General features: G+C 39.0%; 16 protein-coding genes and 4 tRNA genes. 8 read left to right on the top strand and 12 right to left on the bottom strand.

Annotated features, from left to right (window positions below; genetic code table 11):
* Nucleotide 1: 1 nt before the first annotated feature.
* Entirely contained in the window at nt 2–1000 is a 999-nt protein-coding gene (gene gap / locus I6J02_RS13895; protein WP_003004380.1) for a type I glyceraldehyde-3-phosphate dehydrogenase, read from the top strand.
* 435 nt (nt 1001–1435) lie between these two features.
* Here gap and mnmA read toward each other — a convergent pair whose 3' ends face one another.
* A complete protein-coding gene (mnmA, locus tag I6J02_RS13890) occupies nt 1436–2527 on the bottom strand; it encodes a tRNA 2-thiouridine(34) synthase MnmA (RefSeq protein WP_201678467.1) in 1092 nt (363 codons plus the stop codon).
* Nucleotides 2528–2713: 186 nt separating this feature from the next.
* Here mnmA and I6J02_RS13885 point away from each other — a divergent pair.
* The 4 genes from I6J02_RS13885 (at nt 2714) to I6J02_RS13870 (ending at nt 3455) form a co-directional block, all read left to right on the top strand.
* Nucleotides 2714–2786 (top strand) — tRNA-Phe (locus tag I6J02_RS13885).
* A 45-nt stretch (nt 2787–2831) separates the two neighbouring features.
* Nucleotides 2832–2904, top strand: a tRNA-Phe gene (locus I6J02_RS13880).
* A 51-nt stretch (nt 2905–2955) separates the two neighbouring features.
* Nucleotides 2956–3030 (top strand) — tRNA-Val (locus tag I6J02_RS13875).
* Nucleotides 3031–3056: 26 nt separating this feature from the next.
* Nucleotides 3057–3455: an NUDIX hydrolase gene (locus tag I6J02_RS13870; protein ID WP_201678466.1), complete on the top strand. Its 399-nt coding sequence runs from the start codon at nt 3057–3059 to the stop codon at nt 3453–3455.
* A gap of 2 nt (nt 3456–3457) precedes the next feature.
* Here I6J02_RS13870 and I6J02_RS13865 read toward each other — a convergent pair whose 3' ends face one another.
* The 7 genes from I6J02_RS13865 to I6J02_RS13835 all read right to left on the bottom strand — a co-directional run bounded on the left by I6J02_RS13865 (nt 3458) and on the right by I6J02_RS13835 (nt 9032).
* Complete coding sequence (locus I6J02_RS13865) at nt 3458–4405, bottom strand: MBL fold metallo-hydrolase (protein ID WP_201678465.1); 948 nt, start codon at nt 4403–4405, stop codon at nt 3458–3460.
* A gap of 9 nt (nt 4406–4414) precedes the next feature.
* Nucleotides 4415–5002, bottom strand: a complete 588-nt coding sequence (coaE, locus tag I6J02_RS13860; RefSeq protein ID WP_201678464.1) for a dephospho-CoA kinase — start codon at nt 5000–5002, stop codon at nt 4415–4417.
* A gap of 56 nt (nt 5003–5058) precedes the next feature.
* A complete protein-coding gene (locus I6J02_RS13855; RefSeq protein WP_236581898.1) occupies nt 5059–5886 on the bottom strand; it encodes a hypothetical protein in 828 nt (275 codons plus the stop codon).
* Between the two features lie 237 nt (nt 5887–6123).
* Nucleotides 6124–6447, bottom strand: a complete 324-nt coding sequence (yajC, locus tag I6J02_RS13850) for a preprotein translocase subunit YajC (RefSeq protein ID WP_201678462.1) — start codon at nt 6445–6447, stop codon at nt 6124–6126.
* 36 nt (nt 6448–6483) lie between these two features.
* Entirely contained in the window at nt 6484–6951 is a 468-nt protein-coding gene (locus I6J02_RS13845; RefSeq protein WP_201678461.1) for a DUF1573 domain-containing protein, read from the bottom strand.
* Nucleotides 6952–6956: 5 nt separating this feature from the next.
* Nucleotides 6957–7904, bottom strand: a complete 948-nt coding sequence (gene nusB, locus I6J02_RS13840) for a transcription antitermination factor NusB (protein WP_201678460.1) — start codon at nt 7902–7904, stop codon at nt 6957–6959.
* Between the two features lie 54 nt (nt 7905–7958).
* Nucleotides 7959–9032: a Glu/Leu/Phe/Val family dehydrogenase gene (locus tag I6J02_RS13835; RefSeq protein WP_115169363.1), complete on the bottom strand. Its 1074-nt coding sequence runs from the start codon at nt 9030–9032 to the stop codon at nt 7959–7961.
* Between the two features lie 169 nt (nt 9033–9201).
* On the opposite strand from I6J02_RS13835, the gene I6J02_RS13830 reads away from it, so the two are divergent.
* Nucleotides 9202–10977: an ABC transporter ATP-binding protein gene (locus I6J02_RS13830; RefSeq protein WP_201678459.1), complete on the top strand. Its 1776-nt coding sequence runs from the start codon at nt 9202–9204 to the stop codon at nt 10975–10977.
* Nucleotides 10978–11377: 400 nt separating this feature from the next.
* Here I6J02_RS13830 and rpmA read toward each other — a convergent pair whose 3' ends face one another.
* The 3 genes from rpmA to I6J02_RS13815 form a co-directional block, all read right to left on the bottom strand.
* Nucleotides 11378–11644: a 50S ribosomal protein L27 gene (gene rpmA, locus I6J02_RS13825; RefSeq protein WP_201678458.1), complete on the bottom strand. Its 267-nt coding sequence runs from the start codon at nt 11642–11644 to the stop codon at nt 11378–11380.
* Nucleotides 11645–11687: 43 nt separating this feature from the next.
* Nucleotides 11688–11999: a 50S ribosomal protein L21 gene (gene rplU / locus I6J02_RS13820; RefSeq protein ID WP_201678457.1), complete on the bottom strand. Its 312-nt coding sequence runs from the start codon at nt 11997–11999 to the stop codon at nt 11688–11690.
* Nucleotides 12000–12087: 88 nt separating this feature from the next.
* A complete protein-coding gene (locus I6J02_RS13815) occupies nt 12088–14133 on the bottom strand; it encodes a M13 family metallopeptidase (protein WP_201678456.1) in 2046 nt (681 codons plus the stop codon).
* A gap of 140 nt (nt 14134–14273) precedes the next feature.
* Between I6J02_RS13815 and I6J02_RS13810 the strand changes: the two genes are divergently transcribed.
* Together I6J02_RS13810 and I6J02_RS13805 are read left to right on the top strand one after the other, a co-directional pair.
* Nucleotides 14274–14358 (top strand) — tRNA-Ser (locus tag I6J02_RS13810).
* 97 nt (nt 14359–14455) lie between these two features.
* Nucleotides 14456–15241, top strand: a complete 786-nt coding sequence (locus tag I6J02_RS13805) for a CPBP family intramembrane glutamic endopeptidase (RefSeq protein WP_201678455.1) — start codon at nt 14456–14458, stop codon at nt 15239–15241.
* A 75-nt stretch (nt 15242–15316) separates the two neighbouring features.
* Here I6J02_RS13805 and I6J02_RS13800 read toward each other — a convergent pair whose 3' ends face one another.
* Nucleotides 15317–17140: a response regulator gene (locus I6J02_RS13800; RefSeq protein WP_201678454.1), complete on the bottom strand. Its 1824-nt coding sequence runs from the start codon at nt 17138–17140 to the stop codon at nt 15317–15319.
* Between the last annotated feature and the right edge of the window lie 361 nt (nt 17141–17501).

Raw genomic sequence — 17501 nt, 5'->3', positions numbered from 1 at the left:
GATGAAAATTGGAATCAACGGATTTGGTCGTATTGGCCGCTTAGCATTCAGAGCTGCGATCAATCGCCAAGATGTAGAAGTAGTAGGTATCAATGACCTGGTAGAGCCAGATTATATGGCATATATGTTGAAATACGATTCAACTCATGGTAAATTTGACGGAACTGTTGAAGTAAAAGACGGTAACCTTGTTGTAAACGGAAAAACTATCCGTGTCACTGCAGAAAAAGATCCGGCTAACCTGAAATGGAATGAAGTAGGCGCTGAAGTGATCATCGAATCTACAGGTCTTTTCCTTACTCAGGAATCGGCACAGAAACACATTGATGCTGGTGCTAAAAAAGTTGTTATGTCTGCTCCGGCAAAAGACGACACTCCTACTTTTGTAATGGGTGTAAACCACAAAGAATTAAAAGCTGATCAACATATCGTTTCTAATGCATCATGTACAACTAACTGTTTAGCTCCTGTAGCAAAAGTATTGCATGACAATTTTGGAATTCTGGAAGGTCTGATGACTACTGTTCACGCGGTTACAGCAACTCAAAAAACGGTAGACGGTCCTTCAGCAAAAGACTGGAGAGGCGGACGTGGTGCTTATCAGAACATCATCCCTTCTTCAACTGGTGCTGCTAAAGCTGTAGGTCTTGTATTACCTTCTCTGAAAGGTAAATTGACAGGTATGTCTCTTCGTGTTCCTACTGCTGATGTATCTGTAGTAGACTTAACAGTACGTCTGGAAAAAGGCGCTTCTTATGAAGAAATCAAAAAAGCAATGAAAGATGCTTCAGAAGGCGAATTGAAAGGTATTCTGGGTTATACAGAAGATGAAGTAGTTTCTACTGATTTCTTAGGTGACGCACGTACTTCTATCTTCGATGCAAAAGCTGGTATCTCTCTTAACGACAACTTTGTAAAAGTTGTAGCATGGTACGATAATGAGTGGGGTTACTCAAACAAAATCGTAGATCTTGTACAAGAAGTAGGTAAATTATCGTAATCTTCGATAGGTTTACACCTTATACAACAGAAAAGGTCATGGTATCACACCATGACCTTTTTTAATTAAAGAAGGAATAATAGATGATGAAGCACAACATCACCACAATAAATCCGAATAACTTGATTTCCTTCGACTTCCTCATCATCTGTACTATAGATGCAGGAAAGATAAAAATTCCATAAACAGTGATTATTGAGTACCCACAACGATTGTAAGGGAGGAATAGACCCGGAGGGGAAGCGAGCTCATGTGCCAATAGTTATAGGATCAGCTATATGGCTTTATTTTCGATATGTTATTGTTGCAGTTACTGAAGAAAGTAACTAATAAAAAAAAGAGAGGTCGCCAAAACTCATGTTACCGTCCCTTCCGCTTTTCGGCAGAACAGGATGTTGCAACACTATCGGACAACCTCTTTTCCTTCTGTACATATTATTTCATTAAAAATCCGCCACCGATCAGATCGTTTCCTTCATAAAATACGGCTGATTGTCCGGGAGCGATTCCTTTTACATGATGTTCAAAATTCACTTTCATAATATCACCCTGTTGCGTAATAGTAGACAATGCACCGGAATCCTTGTAGCGTATTTTTGTCACAGCTTCCATAGGCTCGGAAAGACTGGCATATTTTACCAGATTAATATTACGAACATAAGCCTCCGCTCTTTCCAGTTCATGCTCTTCTCCGAGCATCACAGAGTTACTTTCAGGTAAGATCTCAATCACAAACATTGGTTTTCCCAATGCTATTCCCAGACCTTTACGCTGTCCGATTGTAAAATACGGATAACCGATATGCTGTCCTACAACGGTACCGTCAGAAAGGATAAAATTACCCGGACCTACCTTTTCATCCAGATCAGGCATTTTATGTCTTAGAAATGCTCTGTAGTCGTTATCCGGCACAAAACAGATCTCATAGCTCTCTGACTTATTCGCCAGTTCCATTTGTCCCATATCCGCAGCCATCTGACGGATTTCCTTTTTAGTAAAACTTCCCAACGGAAACTGAGTACGTGCCAGATTCTCCTGTGTCACTCCCCACAATACATAGGATTGATCCTTATTCTCGTCTCTCCCTTTAGATATCACATGACGCCCGTTTTCATGCAGGCGGATATTAGCATAATGTCCGGTAGCGATAAATTCGCAGTCCAGTTTATTTGCACGCTTGATCAGCGCTTCCCACTTGATATGTGTATTACACAATACACACGGATTTGGCGTGCGACCTGCAATATATTCATCTACAAAATTGTCGATTACATAATCTCCGAATTCATCCCGGATGTCTAATATAAAATGTGGAAATCCATAGTTTACAGCCAGTGCACGTGCATCATTGATACTATCCAGACTGCAGCAACCTGTCTCCTTGGATGAACCGCCTGAAGATGCATAATCCCAGGTCTTCATCGTGATCCCTATTACTTCATATCCTTGTTCGTGGAGCATTACGGCTGCGACCGAACTATCCACTCCACCGCTCATTGCTACTAGTACTCTTCCTCTTTTACTCATTTTAACGTATTGAAGTGCAAAGATAAGGCTTATTTCAATTGCAGCGTGTTTATTTGGTGTAATTTTATCTTAATCAAAATCAATGCTTTGTCGATTATATGTAAAATAATTGAACCGAAAAGTTTCGGAATTCAAAAAAAGAACATACATTTGCAACGCAAAGAAAAATTATTCTCTGCTGCAAAAGGTGCCATAGCTCAGTTGGTAGAGCAAAGGACTGAAAATCCTTGTGTCGCTGGTTCGAATCCAGCTGGCACCACCTTAAAATCTGACAAGAAACAGATTCAAATAAAAATCTTGGTAAGGTGCCATAGCTCAGTTGGTAGAGCAAAGGACTGAAAATCCTTGTGTCGCTGGTTCGAATCCAGCTGGCACCACACCTGAAAAGCTTCGGAACTGTCCGGAGCTTTTTTTAAAATGTTCCAATTGGGAAATTAGCTCAGCTGGTTTAGAGCACTACCTCGACAAGGTAGGGGTCACTGGTTCGAACCCAGTATTTCCCACATTCTTTTCTTAACTTCACCCTTACATGACAGAAATAGACAAAGTTGCCCTGATATATATTCAGGATCGCAGGATTCTGACCGCACGTTCAAAAGGAAAAGACAAATATTATATTCCAGGAGGTAAACGTGAAACCGGAGAGGATGATACCGCAACACTTATACGGGAAATAAAAGAAGAGCTTGATGTTGACATCATCCCTTCTTCTATCCGGTTTTGTGGCATTTTCAAAGCACAGGCCGACAGCCATCCTGAAGGGAAAATAGTCCGGATGACTTGTTATTCCGCCTTGTTTGAAGGGGAATTATCGCCTATGAGTGAAATAGAAGAGCTCTCTTTTATGTCCTCCACAGATGCAAAAAAGTGTTCAGCTGTAGATGAGATCATCTTCAGACATTTGCTGGATGAAGGATTGATTGACTAATCTTAAAGAATATCCCTGACATCCAGATTAGCTCCGTAATATTCTTTAAGTAGTCTGCCGTCTCCGTGTATCGTCCATATCTGACGGGGCTGCACCTGATCTACATAATCCAGAATATCCTGCCAGTCTACATGATCCGAAATATACAACTCTATATCATTATGCTGCTGCAAACGCTTCCATCCTGAAGCAAATGCCCGTTGCACCTTAGTGGCTCTGAAATAGCTGTTAAAAGTCATCGGAGGCACTAAATAAACCTTATCAGGCTCCCCCTGTTTCATGACCTGCCTGTTGTAAGGCTCATACTTCATAGGGAAATTACCCAACTGATCGTAGATGCGATGAAAGGGCAATATATTATGATGCACGAGTACATGCCTTTCAGGACAATGCTGATTTAAGAGTGCTGTAATCCGCTGTGCTTTACCCAGAGCATAACACCCCAATAAAATATTAAAAGGACGATCCTTGAGCTTCAGAATCTCCGCCACTGCATCCGGATGACTCACTTCCGGATTGGCAAAGGTACTTTCCGTAATCAGCACATCAGCTTTTACAATATGTAAACGTTCACATGTAGGATCTGAATCGATTTTATAATCTCCTGTGTAGAGGTAACGAATACCTTTATACTCCATCAGTATCTGTGCAGAGCCCAGAATATGCCCAGCAGGGATAAAGGTCAGTACGACTTCAGCAATGTTAAACGATTCTTCAAATCTTTTTACAAGAAAAGTATGCAGAGGTTGCTTACTGTATCGGTATTGCATAAAAGCTGCCGTAGCTTCAGTAGCTATAATCTGCGCATGTCCTTTGGTCGCATGATCACCATGTGCATGTGACACTACGTCTATACGTACAGGCTCTAAAGCGTCAATATAAAAATCTCCGTAACGGCAATAATATCCTTCTGGTCTCCGAACTAAAAAATCGGCCAGTATATCGGGCATAATTTGAATTTAAAATGTTAAAAATTGTTGATGCAAATGCAGTACCTGTGGTAAAAGAGGCTGTATGCCATCGTTGATTACGATAAAATCTGTTAGTTCAGATTTTTCTTTGTCACTCATCTGCTTACTTATTCGGTCCCTTACTTTTGCCTCATCGGTATGATCACGGGCAACGACACGGGCTATACGGATATCTTCGGGAGCTGTAACCAGTATGGTATAATCAAGCTGACGGTAAGAACCTGTTTCAAAAAGCAAGGCAGCTTCTTTTAAAGAATATGCAGCTGTCTGCTTTTCCGACCACTCCTCCCCTGCACGAATCACAGCAGGATGCACAATACCGTTCAGTAGTTTCAACTGAGCCTCATCTCCAAATACTGTTGAAGAGAGAAAAGCTCTGTTTAAAGAACCGTCTTCAAAATAGGTTTCATTTCCAAAAGTCTCTTTCAAGGCAGCCTTTACCTCTTCGCTTTTGATCATAATATCTTTAGCTTCCTGGTCAGCATTGTAAACCGGTACTCCCAATACTTTAAAAATATTACAGATAATACTCTTACCGGCACCGATACCTCCTGTGATTCCTATTTTCAATCCCATATCACTATCTTAATCTGCTTGTTTGTTATGTTTTACTATTCCTGTAGCAGGACTATTTATTTACGAATGAAAAAGTCTACATTCTGAGGTTCTACACTCACGACCTTACAATAAGGCGGTATCTTGGTCAGAATGACAGGAAGGTTAGGAACTCTGTTTTCTTCCCAGTCTTCTATATCTACCACAGCTTCAAAGTCCCGTTGCGTCCATTTATTATAGTCTTTAAGAGAGACAAGGATAATTACTTTAACCTTGGTAGGTAATGTTCTTACGGAAGTATACTTTTCGGCATTTTCGACCTTGATCGGAAGTTCCATTACTTTCTCTGTCAGCTCTCCCACCGGGATGGTCACTTCCGCATAGGCAGGATATACATTGATATTTGCTTTTTGATTACGATCCAGATACGCCATTGTACGGATATCAGCATTGATTCCCGTTCCCCGGATAGTGTCGGTTTCCCAGGACTCAATATTAGCCACATCTTCCAGGGGGCCTGTTATCGTGACGTATTCAGGCAAACTTCTGGTATCACCGATAATACCGTACTGCTTCGCAAAATCCACACTGTATACCGCTTTAATCGGCACCTTGCGCTGTGTTTGTTTAGAAAAATCGAAATATAAGGTATCCGGACTTACAGATACCACATGCTTATCATTTGGAAATTGCCTGTTGATAAAACCAATCTGATTCGAGAACACGATCCAGTTGCGATTTTTCAGTCCGCTAAGATCTACCTGAATATTAGCCGTGTCCTGTCTGAAACGTGAAAGCAGCAGTTTCCAGCCACTCATTTCGACCTTGAGACTGACCGTGTCAGACTGAAGCGGATGAAAGGCTTTATTGTCCGGAAGATTCACGTACTGAATTCCGGCCTTCATAGAATAAACGTATTTATTGGAGATGGCAAATAAAGTCCACGCAATAAAAGAAATCAGAATACATCTTAAGAAGATGGAAATTTTTCTTTTTTGGGATTTATTAAAACGTCTTAAAGCCATATGTCACAAACTTAAGCATTTTTCACCTTTGATCAGAAGATGAACAGTATTCTTCACAAAAAAGCCGCCAAATTAATATTTAGCGGCTTCCTCATCAAAGAACACTTTCGTGACTTCTTATTTATCTTTATTAGCATCATTAGCTGCTTTGGAAGCATCCAATGCAATTGCTGATTTATCAAAACGGATCTTAACTCCTGAACCTACATCAACAAGGAAAGTAGTTTCGCTTACTTCCACGATACGTCCATGAATACCAGCAGTAGTTACGACTTTAGTATTGACACCTAACTCTTCAATATATTTCTTGTGATCTTTTTGTTTCTTCATCTGTGGTCTGATCATAAAGAAATAGAAAACCACGATGATTAAAATCATTGGAAGGAATGTCATAAAACCACCGCCTGATCCACCGGCTTGTAAGAATATTGTACTTATCATTTTTGTGTGTTATTTATTTTTATTTCTGTTCTAAAATTAATTAGCTTTTTGCACTTCACCTCTTAACTGTACTGTAGAGATACCGTTGGTTGCATTAGACATGACTGTCACGATCTTCTGCTGTTTTCCAACCTGCCCTTTACTGTCAAAGGCAACTTTTACTTCACCTTTCTTACCCGGCAATACAGGTGACTTGGAGTAGTTAGGTGTAGTACATCCACAGGATGCATTTACCTCAGAAAGAATAACCGGAGCCTCACCTACATTGGTAAATGTAAATGTATGCTGCACGATTTCCCCTTCTTTAACCTGACCAAAGTCGAATGCGGTTTCTTCAAATTCAATTTTACCCAATGCTTCCTGTCCCTTTTGCTGCGTTGTATCTCCGGCAACACTATCACCCTGTGCTGCTTTTGCAACGTTTGTTTTAGTACTGTTACCACAGGCGCTTACCAGACAAGCCATTGACAATATACCTGCAAAAGCTAATTTGTTAATTTTCATTTGTATTAATCTTTTAATCCACGACCTTGTTTACGGATCCTTCCCTGCTGGTTCAGATCAGCCAATATTTTGTCTAAGATACCATTAATAAATGTATTACTTTTCAGTGTACTGAAAACTTTTGACAATTCTATGTATTCATTGATGGTTACTTTCACCGGAATAGACGAAAAATTGATCAGTTCACAGATCGCCATACGCATCAGAATAGTATCCAGCAATGCTATACGATCAGCTTCCCAGTTTTTGGTTTTAGCAGCGATCAGACTTTGATATTCTTCTCCGTAACGGATTGTATTTGCCAGCAGATCCAACACAAACTCTCTGTCATCAAGCCAGTTTTGTGTCAATTCTGCCAGTTTATTCTGTTGTGGAATCTCACTGCTGAAATTTTTAAAAGTCTTGGCGATCAAAGCCTGCAGTACTTCTTTGTCAACCGGCCAGTTGATGAATTTATCCTCAAAGGTCTGCTCAATATTAGGCGACTTCAGAATAATCTTCTTAAAGATATGTTTGATAATATCTTTTTCAGTAGCAATAGAACGGTCTTCCGACTGCAGATATTCCAGATAGATATCCGATTCCTTGAGCTGAGCAAAGATAGAGCGTACAATCTCAGGGTCAAAACTCCAGTCCACTCTATACTTCTTGACACCTTCCAGATAATCTCTGTTTTGTCTCAAGGATTCGATGAACGTATTGTTGTTCAGTCGTGTTGTCAGTGACAAATCCTTTTCTGTAGGCAAGAATTTATTCGCACGGCCTTCGGCATCGATAAGTACATACTCGGAAACCTCATCCAAAAGATTAAGCGTCCAGATGTACATTTCATACACCTCATCCACACTTTTTAAAAGTGCCTTTTCATAATTTTTGACCTGCTTGTCCGATGACAAACTGTATGCATACAATGTCTGCATCACTTTCACCCGTAGGTGTCTTCTATTTAACATAATTTATAAAGAACGATTTTTAATATAAGAACGATTGTAAATTTTCAGAAAACACTAACGCTTGATTTTCTTTACATCAGCGATACGTTGCTCGGCAATCTGATTTGCAGCGACCAGCGTAGTTATACTTTCTTCTCTTGATTTTTGAATCACCTCTCTGGTGATAGTATATATATTACGGATCAATGATTCAGTACGCTCCGAACCATATCCTTCTAACTCCGAATAACAGCTGATCAAAGCTCCTGAATTGATCAGAAAATCCGGCACATACAAGATATCATGCTCTTTCAGCATACGAGTCGTTTCCTGCTCGTTTTTCAGCTGATTATTTGCGGATCCTGCAATTATCTTACAACGCATACGCGGAACAGTTTCTGTATTGACAGTACCGCCTAATGCACATGGTGCATAGACATCCACATCCATTTCAAAACTTGTAGAATCAGTGATAGGTTCTGCTTTATACTTTGCCGCAATTTTCATTTTGCGTTCTTCAGTCATATCACTGACATACACACGGGCATTTTCGTTTCTCAGCATAGCCACCAAATGCTCACCCACACTACCGACTCCCTGTACAGCTACCTTACGGCCAGCAAGACTATCGTCACCGTAAAGCTCTTTTATAGCCGCTTTGATTCCGTAAAAAACTCCTCTTGCAGCAAAAATTGTTGTATCTCCTCCCCCGTTCAATGATTCCGGAAGACCTGCTACATAGTTTGTTTCGGTGTGAATATATTCCAGATCTTTTTGAGTAGTACCAACATCGATAGATGCGATAAAGTTACCATTCAGTCCTTCGACAAACTGCCCCAGTCTTCTCAACAGGATCTCAGTCTTGTCTGTACGGTGATTACCAATGATAATGGCACTTCCTCCGCCGAGGTTCAGGCCAGCTACAGCAGCTTTGTAAGTGATCGCTTTTGACAAACGAAGCGCATCTTCTATGGCTTCTTCAGTCGTATTGTAAGGAAGCATTCTAACTCCGCCTATCGCTGGTCCAAGGGTGGTATCATGGATAGCCACGATAGCTTTCAGACCGACTGCCTCATCATTACAGAACAATAAATTTTGATGGCCAAACTGACCCATCATTTCAAATAGCGACGCATTACTATTTTGCATAACAGATAACTCTTAAATATAGTTAAAATCAACTTTTACAAAAGTAGAAAAATAATTACACTCCACTGGATAAAAAAGCCAAATAAATGCGTTGTATTAATTAATGACAGTAATAAAACTATAGGTTCGCCAAGTTTATTGAATAATACTGTATTTTTGTTCCTGAACTATGAAGGAGCTCGCTTACCTCAATAAATATTTTTACAAATATCGCTGGAAACTTATTCCGGGAACTTTGTTTGTTATTATTTCGAATTACTTCGGTATCCTGCCGGCAAAAGTGATTCGTGTAGCCTTTGATCTCGTCAAAGAAAATATTGATCTGTTTCGTCTGTACGAAGGTTTTGACAGACAGGAGATTGTCTATCAGGTATTCGGCAGCAGTCTTTTATTTTTCGGTTGTATTGTACTGATCCTTGCTATACTAAGAGGTATTTTCCTTTTTATGATGCGCCAAACGTTGATTCTAACGTCCAGACATATTGAGTACGATCTCAAAAATGAAATATACCAGCATTATCAAAAGCTCGATTTTGCATTTTTCAGAAGAAACAATACCGGAGACCTTATGAACCGGGCTACGGAAGATGTCAATCAGGTAAGAAACTACCTCGGCCCCGGCATTATGTATGCGATCAATACGGTTGTGCTATCCATCATGATTATCTACGCCATGTATGATGTCAACCCTACATTAGCGACCTATTCCTTGTTGCCCATACCGATTTTATCTGTTATTATCCTTGTCATTAATAAAGTTATCAATCGCCGCAGTGAACGGATTCAAAGACAATTATCCCAGCTCTCTTCTTTTGTACAGGAGACTTTTTCAGGTATACGGGTAATTAAGACGTATAACCGTGAGCAGGATAAAATGAAATCTTTTGCGAAGGAAAGTAATGTGTACAGAGACACTTCTCTGGCTTTGGTAAGGATTCAGGCCATCTTCTTTCCTTTGATTGTATTTCTGATCGGATTAAGTACCATTATTACTGTATATATAGGCGGACTGGAAGTAAATAAAGGAACTATTACGGCGGGTAATATTGCTGAATTTATTATTTATGTCAACCAGCTTACCTTCCCCGCTATGTCTTTAGCCTGGGTAACTTCACTGGTACAACGTGCAGCAGCATCTCAAAAAAGGATCAATGAATTTCTAAAGACAGAGTCTCATATTAAACAAGGTCCGGTTGAAAAAACACTGGCAGGAGATATAACTGTTAAAAATATCAGCTTTACGTTTCCGGAGACAGGTATCAAAGCCATAGACAATGTTTCTTTTACGCTCTCTGCCGGTAAGACGCTGGCCATCATTGGTAAAACCGGTTCGGGCAAATCTACTCTGGCAAACCTGTTGATGCGTATGTTTGATACCGATGCGGGAACCATTACTTATGACGGAACGGATATCAGGGCGTTCGATTTTGAAAATCTGCGTTCACAGATCGGTTACGTACCACAGGAAGTCTTTTTATTTTCAGATACGATTGCCAACAACATCGCTTTTGGCCTTGATACATTTACAACAGATCAGGTCGAACAGGCCGCTAAGGATGCTGCTGTATACGATAATATCATCGCTTTTGAAGAGGGATTTGAAACCTCAATAGGTGAACGGGGTATTACCTTATCCGGAGGCCAGAAACAACGTGTCTCCATAGCCCGGGCATTAGTAAAAGAACCCAAAATTCTGATTTTTGATGATTGTCTCTCAGCAGTTGACACCAAGACAGAAGAGCAGATACTGAACAATCTGAGCCGCATTATGAAAGGAAAATCTTCTATTTTTATTGCGCACCGTATCTCAACTATCAAAAATGCGGATCATATCCTTGTACTGGATCAGGGACGCATTGTGGAACAGGGTTCACATGGGGAACTGATGGCTATGGGTGGAGAATACTACGAATTGCACGAGAAACAGCTTCTGGAAGCAATATAGTCTGACAGCTTCCTCCGGATATCAGATCTGCGGAAAGCAATAAAACCGCAATACGTCAACAGGCAACTGCATTTCTGTTTAATCTTACTATAAGTACGGCTTAGATTGCATCATTCATTCATTGGATTTCACAGCAGAGTAAATATCTGTAAGGAAGATCTCTCATGGCTCATCACTATATATTGTATCACTACAGCACTTATTTCTTTGTACACAAACGGACTATGAATGGTTCTTTATGCAGGAGTGCTGAGAACGCTCTCCTTGAAAAGTAAAATCAAGAATACCATCATCACCACGAATGTTAGAAGTTAAAACAGAACGTCTGTTTCTTATCATAACGCACAAAAAAAAGCCTTTCGGAATTCCGAAAGGCTTTTTAATGATTTTAGGCGAAGCCTTATGCTTTCTCTTCTGCAGGAATTACAGAAACATAAGATTTGTTATTTGCTTTTTTACGGAAAACTACTTTTCCATCTACTAAAGCAAACAATGTATGGTCTTTACCAATACCTACGTTCAAATCAGGGTTGTGTTGAGTACCGCGTTGGCGAACGATAATGTTACCAGCGATAGCAGCCTGACCACCAAAAATTTTGATACCTAAACGTTTACTATGTGACTCACGGCCGTTCTTCGAACTACCCGCACCTTTTTTATGTGCCATTTCTTTATCTTAATTTAAGACTAATGTCTGATTAAAAATTCAATTATAATGTAATATCTGTGATCAAGATCTTAGTGAACTGTTGACGGTGTCCGTTTTTCTTTTTGTAACCTTTACGGCGTTTTTTCTTGAAAACGATCACTTTTTCACCTTTCAAATGAGACAAAATTTTAGCTGAAATCTTAGCTCCTTCTACACTTGGCGTACCAATTGAGAATTTACCTTCATTTTCTGCTAACAATACATTGTCAAATTCAATACTAGCGCCTTCATCTCCTTGTAAACGGTGCACAAAAAGATACTGGTCTTTTACAACCTTGAATTGCTGTCCTGCTATATTTACTATTGCGTACATTGTTAATAAATTATTTATGTTTCTATTTAATGAAGGGCAAAAGTATAAACTTTTTCCCAATTTTCAAACATCTTTTATTAAAATTTCTCTACCACACTCTTACTCTGTTCTCAGGCAACACATAACTCTTGGCATTTGGCTGTATATCAAAGGCTTTATAAAAAGCTTCCATATTGTACAGCGGACCGTTTACTCTGAATTCTTCAGGACTATGTGGATCCATTTTCAGACGGAGACGCATTGTTTCGTCACGTGTTTTAATTCGCCATACCTGTGCAAATGCCAGGAAGAAGCGCTGATCAGGCGTAAAGCCATCTATTTTATCAGTAGTTTGCCCTTGTTTAGTCAGCTTGAAAGCATCAAATGCAATACTCAGACCACCGATGTCTGCAAGGTTTTCACCCAGCGTAAGCTCTCCGTTGACATGCTGGTTGTCCAGTAATGTAAATCCACTGTACAGATCGGCTACTTTTTTGGCTTTCACATTAAACTGGTCTGCGTCCGCTTTAGTCCACCAGTCGTTCAGATTACCGTCTTTATCGTACTGCCTTCCCTGATCATCAAAGCCATGTGTCATTTCATGACCTATAACTGCTCCGATGGCTCCGTAATTGATAGCATCGTCTGCATGGAAATCAAAAAACGGAAATTGAAGAATTCCGGCAGGAAAAACAATTTCATTATATGGCGGATTATAATAGGCATTCACCGTAGGCGGAGTCATCAACCATTCCGTCTTGTCTACTGGCTTACCCATCTTATTTACCATTTCCTTGTATGCATGGCGTTCTGCAGATTGGAGATTAGCGTAGTAAGTGTCTTTGCTGATCTCTACATCACTGTAATCTTTCCATTTATCCGGATAACCAATCTTTTTTGTAAATGCTTCCAGTTTTTCGATAGCTTTCTTTTTAGTTTCCGGAGTCATCCAGTCCAGCTTTTCAATACGGGTGCGGTAAACTTTCTGAAGGTTATCCACAAGGGTCATCATACGCTCTTTGGCTTCCTTCTTAAAGTATTTCTCTGCATACAGTTTTCCAACGATTTCACCCAGACTTTCATCAGCAGCACTTACCATTAGCTTCCAGCGTTCCTTCTGTTCTTTCTGTCCGTTAAGTACTTTACCGAAGAAATCAAATTTGGCATCTCTGAAGCTTTTTGGCAATGCGCTTGCGGCATCATTAAGTGCGTCCAATTTTAGTTTCTGTTTCCATACCTCTAAAGGCTCAGACTTCAAAAGCGTATTGAGTGCTACATAATACTTAGGCTGCTGAACGAGTAAGGTATCCGTTTTAATAGACAGACGCGACAAAATATCCTGCCAATTGAGGTTTGGAGTCTGTTTTTGAAAAGCGGCTACAGCAAATTTGTTATAATTCTTTACCGGATCCCTCAGTTCTACAGGGGTGAGATGGGACTTAGCGATAGCTGTTTCCAGCTTTATAATATTATCCGCATACTGCTGAGCCGATTTCTCTTCACCGCTTAGCGTAAATAATTTTACAATATAGGCTTTATAGGATTCCAGTATTTTTTTTGACTTTTCATCCTTATCCAGATAATAGCTCGCCTGCGGAAGGTTTAATCCTCCCTGCACGAAAGTAGCGGCATTTTTATTGGAAATCCTGTCATCCGAAGCTACATAAAAGTGAAACAGATCTCCGTTTCCTTCTTTAAAACCATCTGCACTGAATGCAATCAGTTCATTGATATCTTTCAGCGCATTGATCTTGCTGATCAAAGGTTCAACAGGCTTTGTACCCAGCTTTTCAATAGCCAGGGTATCCATTCCGCTGGCATAGAAGTCTCCGGCTTTTTGCGCATCTGAGCCTTTGGCGCTGTTTGCTTTAGCAGCTTCTTCCAGTATAAGATGCAGTTTGGCTGTATTCTCATCCTGCAGGACATAGAAAGATCCCCAACCTGTTTCTGAAGCAGGAATTTCTGTTTTCTTAAGCCACCCTCCATTGGCATATAAGAAGAAATTGTCTCCCGGACTAATGGTTGTATCCATACCGCTGACATCGAAAAAATTAGTTCTTACCTCTTCAGATGTAGACGTACTGTTGTTGGATTGGCAGGAGCCAAGCACAGCTAGTGCCGGCAATACCGCCCATAATTTGTTTTTGGTAATCATATGATGTGATTTAACAAAAATAAAGGTAGTGATAATTAACAAGTTGCCGCAAATGTTATCTTTTCTTTTATATTTTTATACGGATTATGCAGAAATGTTTTGGTTTATTGCCGGAAGATATTAATTTTGTGGCTCCTAACGGAGAGGTGTCAGAGTGGTCGATCGAGCACGCTTGGAAAGCGTGTGTACCGCAAGGTACCGCGGGTTCGAATCCCGCCCTCTCCGCAAAACCTTCATCAAAAGATGAAGGTTTTTTTTATGCATTGCACTTGCTATTTTTAGCAAGTAATTCCCTAACTTCATATAAAATAACCAATTAGAAATGAAGAAAGTATCCGGCTACCTGAAGGTAATTATTTTTTATATCTTCACATTGCTCATCTTTATCGGCTCCTCCACCCTTACAAAGCAAAGCTCCTTACCGGATTTACTGTCTTTAATCACTGCATCTATATTTACTTTTATTTTGATTTACTGGTTTGTACGAAGTGACAAAAGTGTACTTTCCAAAAACGGGTTAGGCTTTGATAAAAAGAGTACGGTAAGGTTTGTATCCGGATTTGGCATTGGCGTGATTATGGTGCTGCTGATGACTATAATTACCATCACATTCAGCGATGTTACTTTTACCCGATCTCAAACATTTAATCCTAATATTCTCGCCCTGAATATCCCCCTGTTTCTTTTTGTTGCTTTTCGTGAAGAGCTAGTCTTCAGAACATATATGCTTTGGAAATTAAAGACAATGACCGGACCTGTGGTTGCCATGATTATTGTCACCGTTATTTTTTGTATTGAACATCTGTTAGGTGGATATTCTGTTGTAAATGCATTCCTGGGATCTGGACTGGGCGCGATCCTGTTTGGGTTTGCTACCTTGAGAACAGGAAACATTGCACTCTCTATCGGAATTCATTTTGCCTGGAACCTAACACATTGGCTGTTTGGATTTAAGGGTAACACCGGATTTTTAACAGAAACAGTACACAAAGGAACCGAACAACAGGTTGAAACAATTGCATTTATCGGGTATATAGCAGCAATGATAATGGGAATATGTGTAGTTTATGTATTCTTTAAACCACAAAAGAACAGGGAGTATAATTAAGAGGTATGATATAGATAAGAATTTACAGATTGATTCTATCCTCTGGAAAAATCCACTATACTGGTAAACTCTGACCTAATAATCTTTCTTTGATTGAAGATGAATTTCTGAGGGATTTTTCCCATAATACTTTTTGAACTCCCGACTGAAATATTTCCGATCAGCAAATCCAACTATATAAGCAACTTCTGAAACATTTTGATTGGATTTTAATAAATCATATGCCTTTTTGAAGCGATAACGCTTAATAAAGTTATTTACAGATAAATTAGTCAGGCTCTTTAATTTTTTATAAAGTATATGTTGACTCAACCCTGTTTGTTCGGCAAGATAATCTACACTAAATAAATGATTAGAAAGATTATTTTCGATAATCTGTTCCAGATTCAGAATAAATTCCTGATCGACCTCAGAAAGATTTTTTATTGGAGAGTTATTATCCTCATAAATGAAGTTTTGTCTGTTTCTGAGGGCTATATCTAATAAATTATGGACAACAAGTATAAGGGCTTCTGGATTAAATGGTTTTTGTAAATAAATATTGGCTCCATTTCTTAATCCCTTCACAAGACTCTCCTCACTTGTATCTGCTGTAAGCAAAATAATAGGCAAATGTGCTGTTAAGACATTTGTTTTAAGTTCTTCACATAATATCAGACCATTTTTGACTGGCATCATTACATCAGATATAATCAGATCAGGTAAGAATTGTTTTGCCTTCATAATTCCTTGCTCTCCATCTTCTGCTGTAATAATTCGGTAATGAACAGCCAAGATTTCCTTGAGAACATCTATCATCTCCGTATTATCATCAACTAAAAGTAATGTGGGTCTATTGGAGACCTTTTCTATAATATGTTCAAAATGCTCTTCTACTTCAATTTCTGTATGTTCTTTGTTTGTAAATAAGATGTCTGGTAATTCAATATTGAATACAGTGTATTTCTCACTATCTATAACTACTGTATTACAGTAAATAATACCGCCATGCTGTTCAACTATACTTTTTGTAATTGCAAGACCTATTCCGGTACCTATACTATCCTGTGCTTTAGGATCCCGGTAATACTCTTCAAAAATTTTAAATTGATTATCATCTGTTATCCCTAACCCATTGTCAGCGATTGTTATTATATATTTATTGGAATGCAATTCTGCACTCAGAAAAACTGTTCCTCCTTCCTTACTGTACTTTATAGCATTTGATATTAGATTAAACAAAACTTTGTCAAATTGCTTAACGTCTAAAAGAAGTCTCCCGGGATCATCTAAATGTTTTATAGAGAAATTCAATCTTTTTGAAATGGCCAGATCTGAAAATAAATAAAAAAATTCTGACAGATATCCATTCATTGCTACAGGTGCTTGTTTTAGTACTTCCGCTCCTGCTTCAATCTTGCGATATTCCAATAATTCATTAATCAGATTCAATAATTTATCCGCGTTTTTATGGATTCTCTTGATCTTTGAGTGGATGAGTGGCATAGCACTGGTACTATAAACCAGATCCTTTAATGGCACAGTAATAAGTGTAAGAGGAGTTCTTATTTCATGGGAAATCTGAGTGAAGAAATTGATTTTTTTTGTATGCTCCTTTTTAGAATTCAGCAATAACTTTCTCTCAATTACAAAGCGGGTGACAAAAAACAACAAGGAGAACAAAATAACAATATATCCCAGAATTGCCCACCATGTAAGCCAGACCGGAGGTTGTATTCTAACATTAAATTCCAGTGGATTTACACTCCATACATTATCATTGTTAGCCGTAAAAATTTGGAATATATAATCGCCAGCCGGTACATTCATGTAGTGGGCATATGGAATTTTAGTTATATTCCACTTTTTATCAAACCCTTTAAGCCGATATTTATAATTGTTTTTTGATGATTTTATCAAATTGTCAGATGCAAATTCGAACGAAAAATTATTCTGTGTATATTTCAGGTCAACACTTGTAATAATCCTGTTAATCTTATTGTTGTCGAATATGCTAACATCATATATGCTAATGTCTGTAATATAAGGCTTCGGAACAGAAAGATTAAACCTAATCTCGCCAGGTAAAAAACAGGTCAATCCACTGTAAGTAGTAATAAATAGATCGTTATTCTTATTTTCAAAAAAACGCGAATTTTCCAGATTGTCTGAAGGAAGTCCATCTTGCTTGTTTAACAGATATTTTTTTCGTGTAGCCAGATTATAATACAGTAACCCTTTTGCGCTGCATATCCAGAGAATTTCCTCTGTTTTATAAACC

Origin of the sequence: Sphingobacterium spiritivorum (genome assembly GCF_016725325.1) — a bacterium.
GTDB lineage: Bacteria > Bacteroidota > Bacteroidia > Sphingobacteriales > Sphingobacteriaceae > Sphingobacterium.
This window is presented reverse-complemented; position numbering and strand designations above follow the sequence as displayed.

Coding starts and splice junctions, on each gene's coding strand:
- I6J02_RS13830 (WP_201678459.1), top strand. CDS start 9,202: ATGAAGGAGCTCGCTTACCTCAATAAATATTTTTACAAATATCGCTGG.
- mnmA (WP_201678467.1), bottom strand. CDS start 2,527: ATGAGTAAAAGAGGAAGAGTACTAGTAGCAATGAGCGGTGGAGTGGAT.
- I6J02_RS13845 (WP_201678461.1), bottom strand. CDS start 6,951: ATGAAAATTAACAAATTAGCTTTTGCAGGTATATTGTCAATGGCTTGT.
- I6J02_RS13870 (WP_201678466.1), top strand. CDS start 3,057: ATGACAGAAATAGACAAAGTTGCCCTGATATATATTCAGGATCGCAGG.
- I6J02_RS13855 (WP_236581898.1), bottom strand. CDS start 5,886: ATGAAGGCCGGAATTCAGTACGTGAATCTTCCGGACAATAAAGCCTTT.
- coaE (WP_201678464.1), bottom strand. CDS start 5,002: ATGGGATTGAAAATAGGAATCACAGGAGGTATCGGTGCCGGTAAGAGT.
- I6J02_RS13815 (WP_201678456.1), bottom strand. CDS start 14,133: ATGATTACCAAAAACAAATTATGGGCGGTATTGCCGGCACTAGCTGTG.
- I6J02_RS13805 (WP_201678455.1), top strand. CDS start 14,456: ATGAAGAAAGTATCCGGCTACCTGAAGGTAATTATTTTTTATATCTTC.
- yajC (WP_201678462.1), bottom strand. CDS start 6,447: ATGATAAGTACAATATTCTTACAAGCCGGTGGATCAGGCGGTGGTTTT.
- gap (WP_003004380.1), top strand. CDS start 2: ATGAAAATTGGAATCAACGGATTTGGTCGTATTGGCCGCTTAGCATTC.
- rpmA (WP_201678458.1), bottom strand. CDS start 11,644: ATGGCACATAAAAAAGGTGCGGGTAGTTCGAAGAACGGCCGTGAGTCA.
- nusB (WP_201678460.1), bottom strand. CDS start 7,904: ATGTTAAATAGAAGACACCTACGGGTGAAAGTGATGCAGACATTGTAT.
- I6J02_RS13865 (WP_201678465.1), bottom strand. CDS start 4,405: ATGCCCGATATACTGGCCGATTTTTTAGTTCGGAGACCAGAAGGATAT.
- rplU (WP_201678457.1), bottom strand. CDS start 11,999: ATGTACGCAATAGTAAATATAGCAGGACAGCAATTCAAGGTTGTAAAA.
- I6J02_RS13835 (WP_115169363.1), bottom strand. CDS start 9,032: ATGCAAAATAGTAATGCGTCGCTATTTGAAATGATGGGTCAGTTTGGC.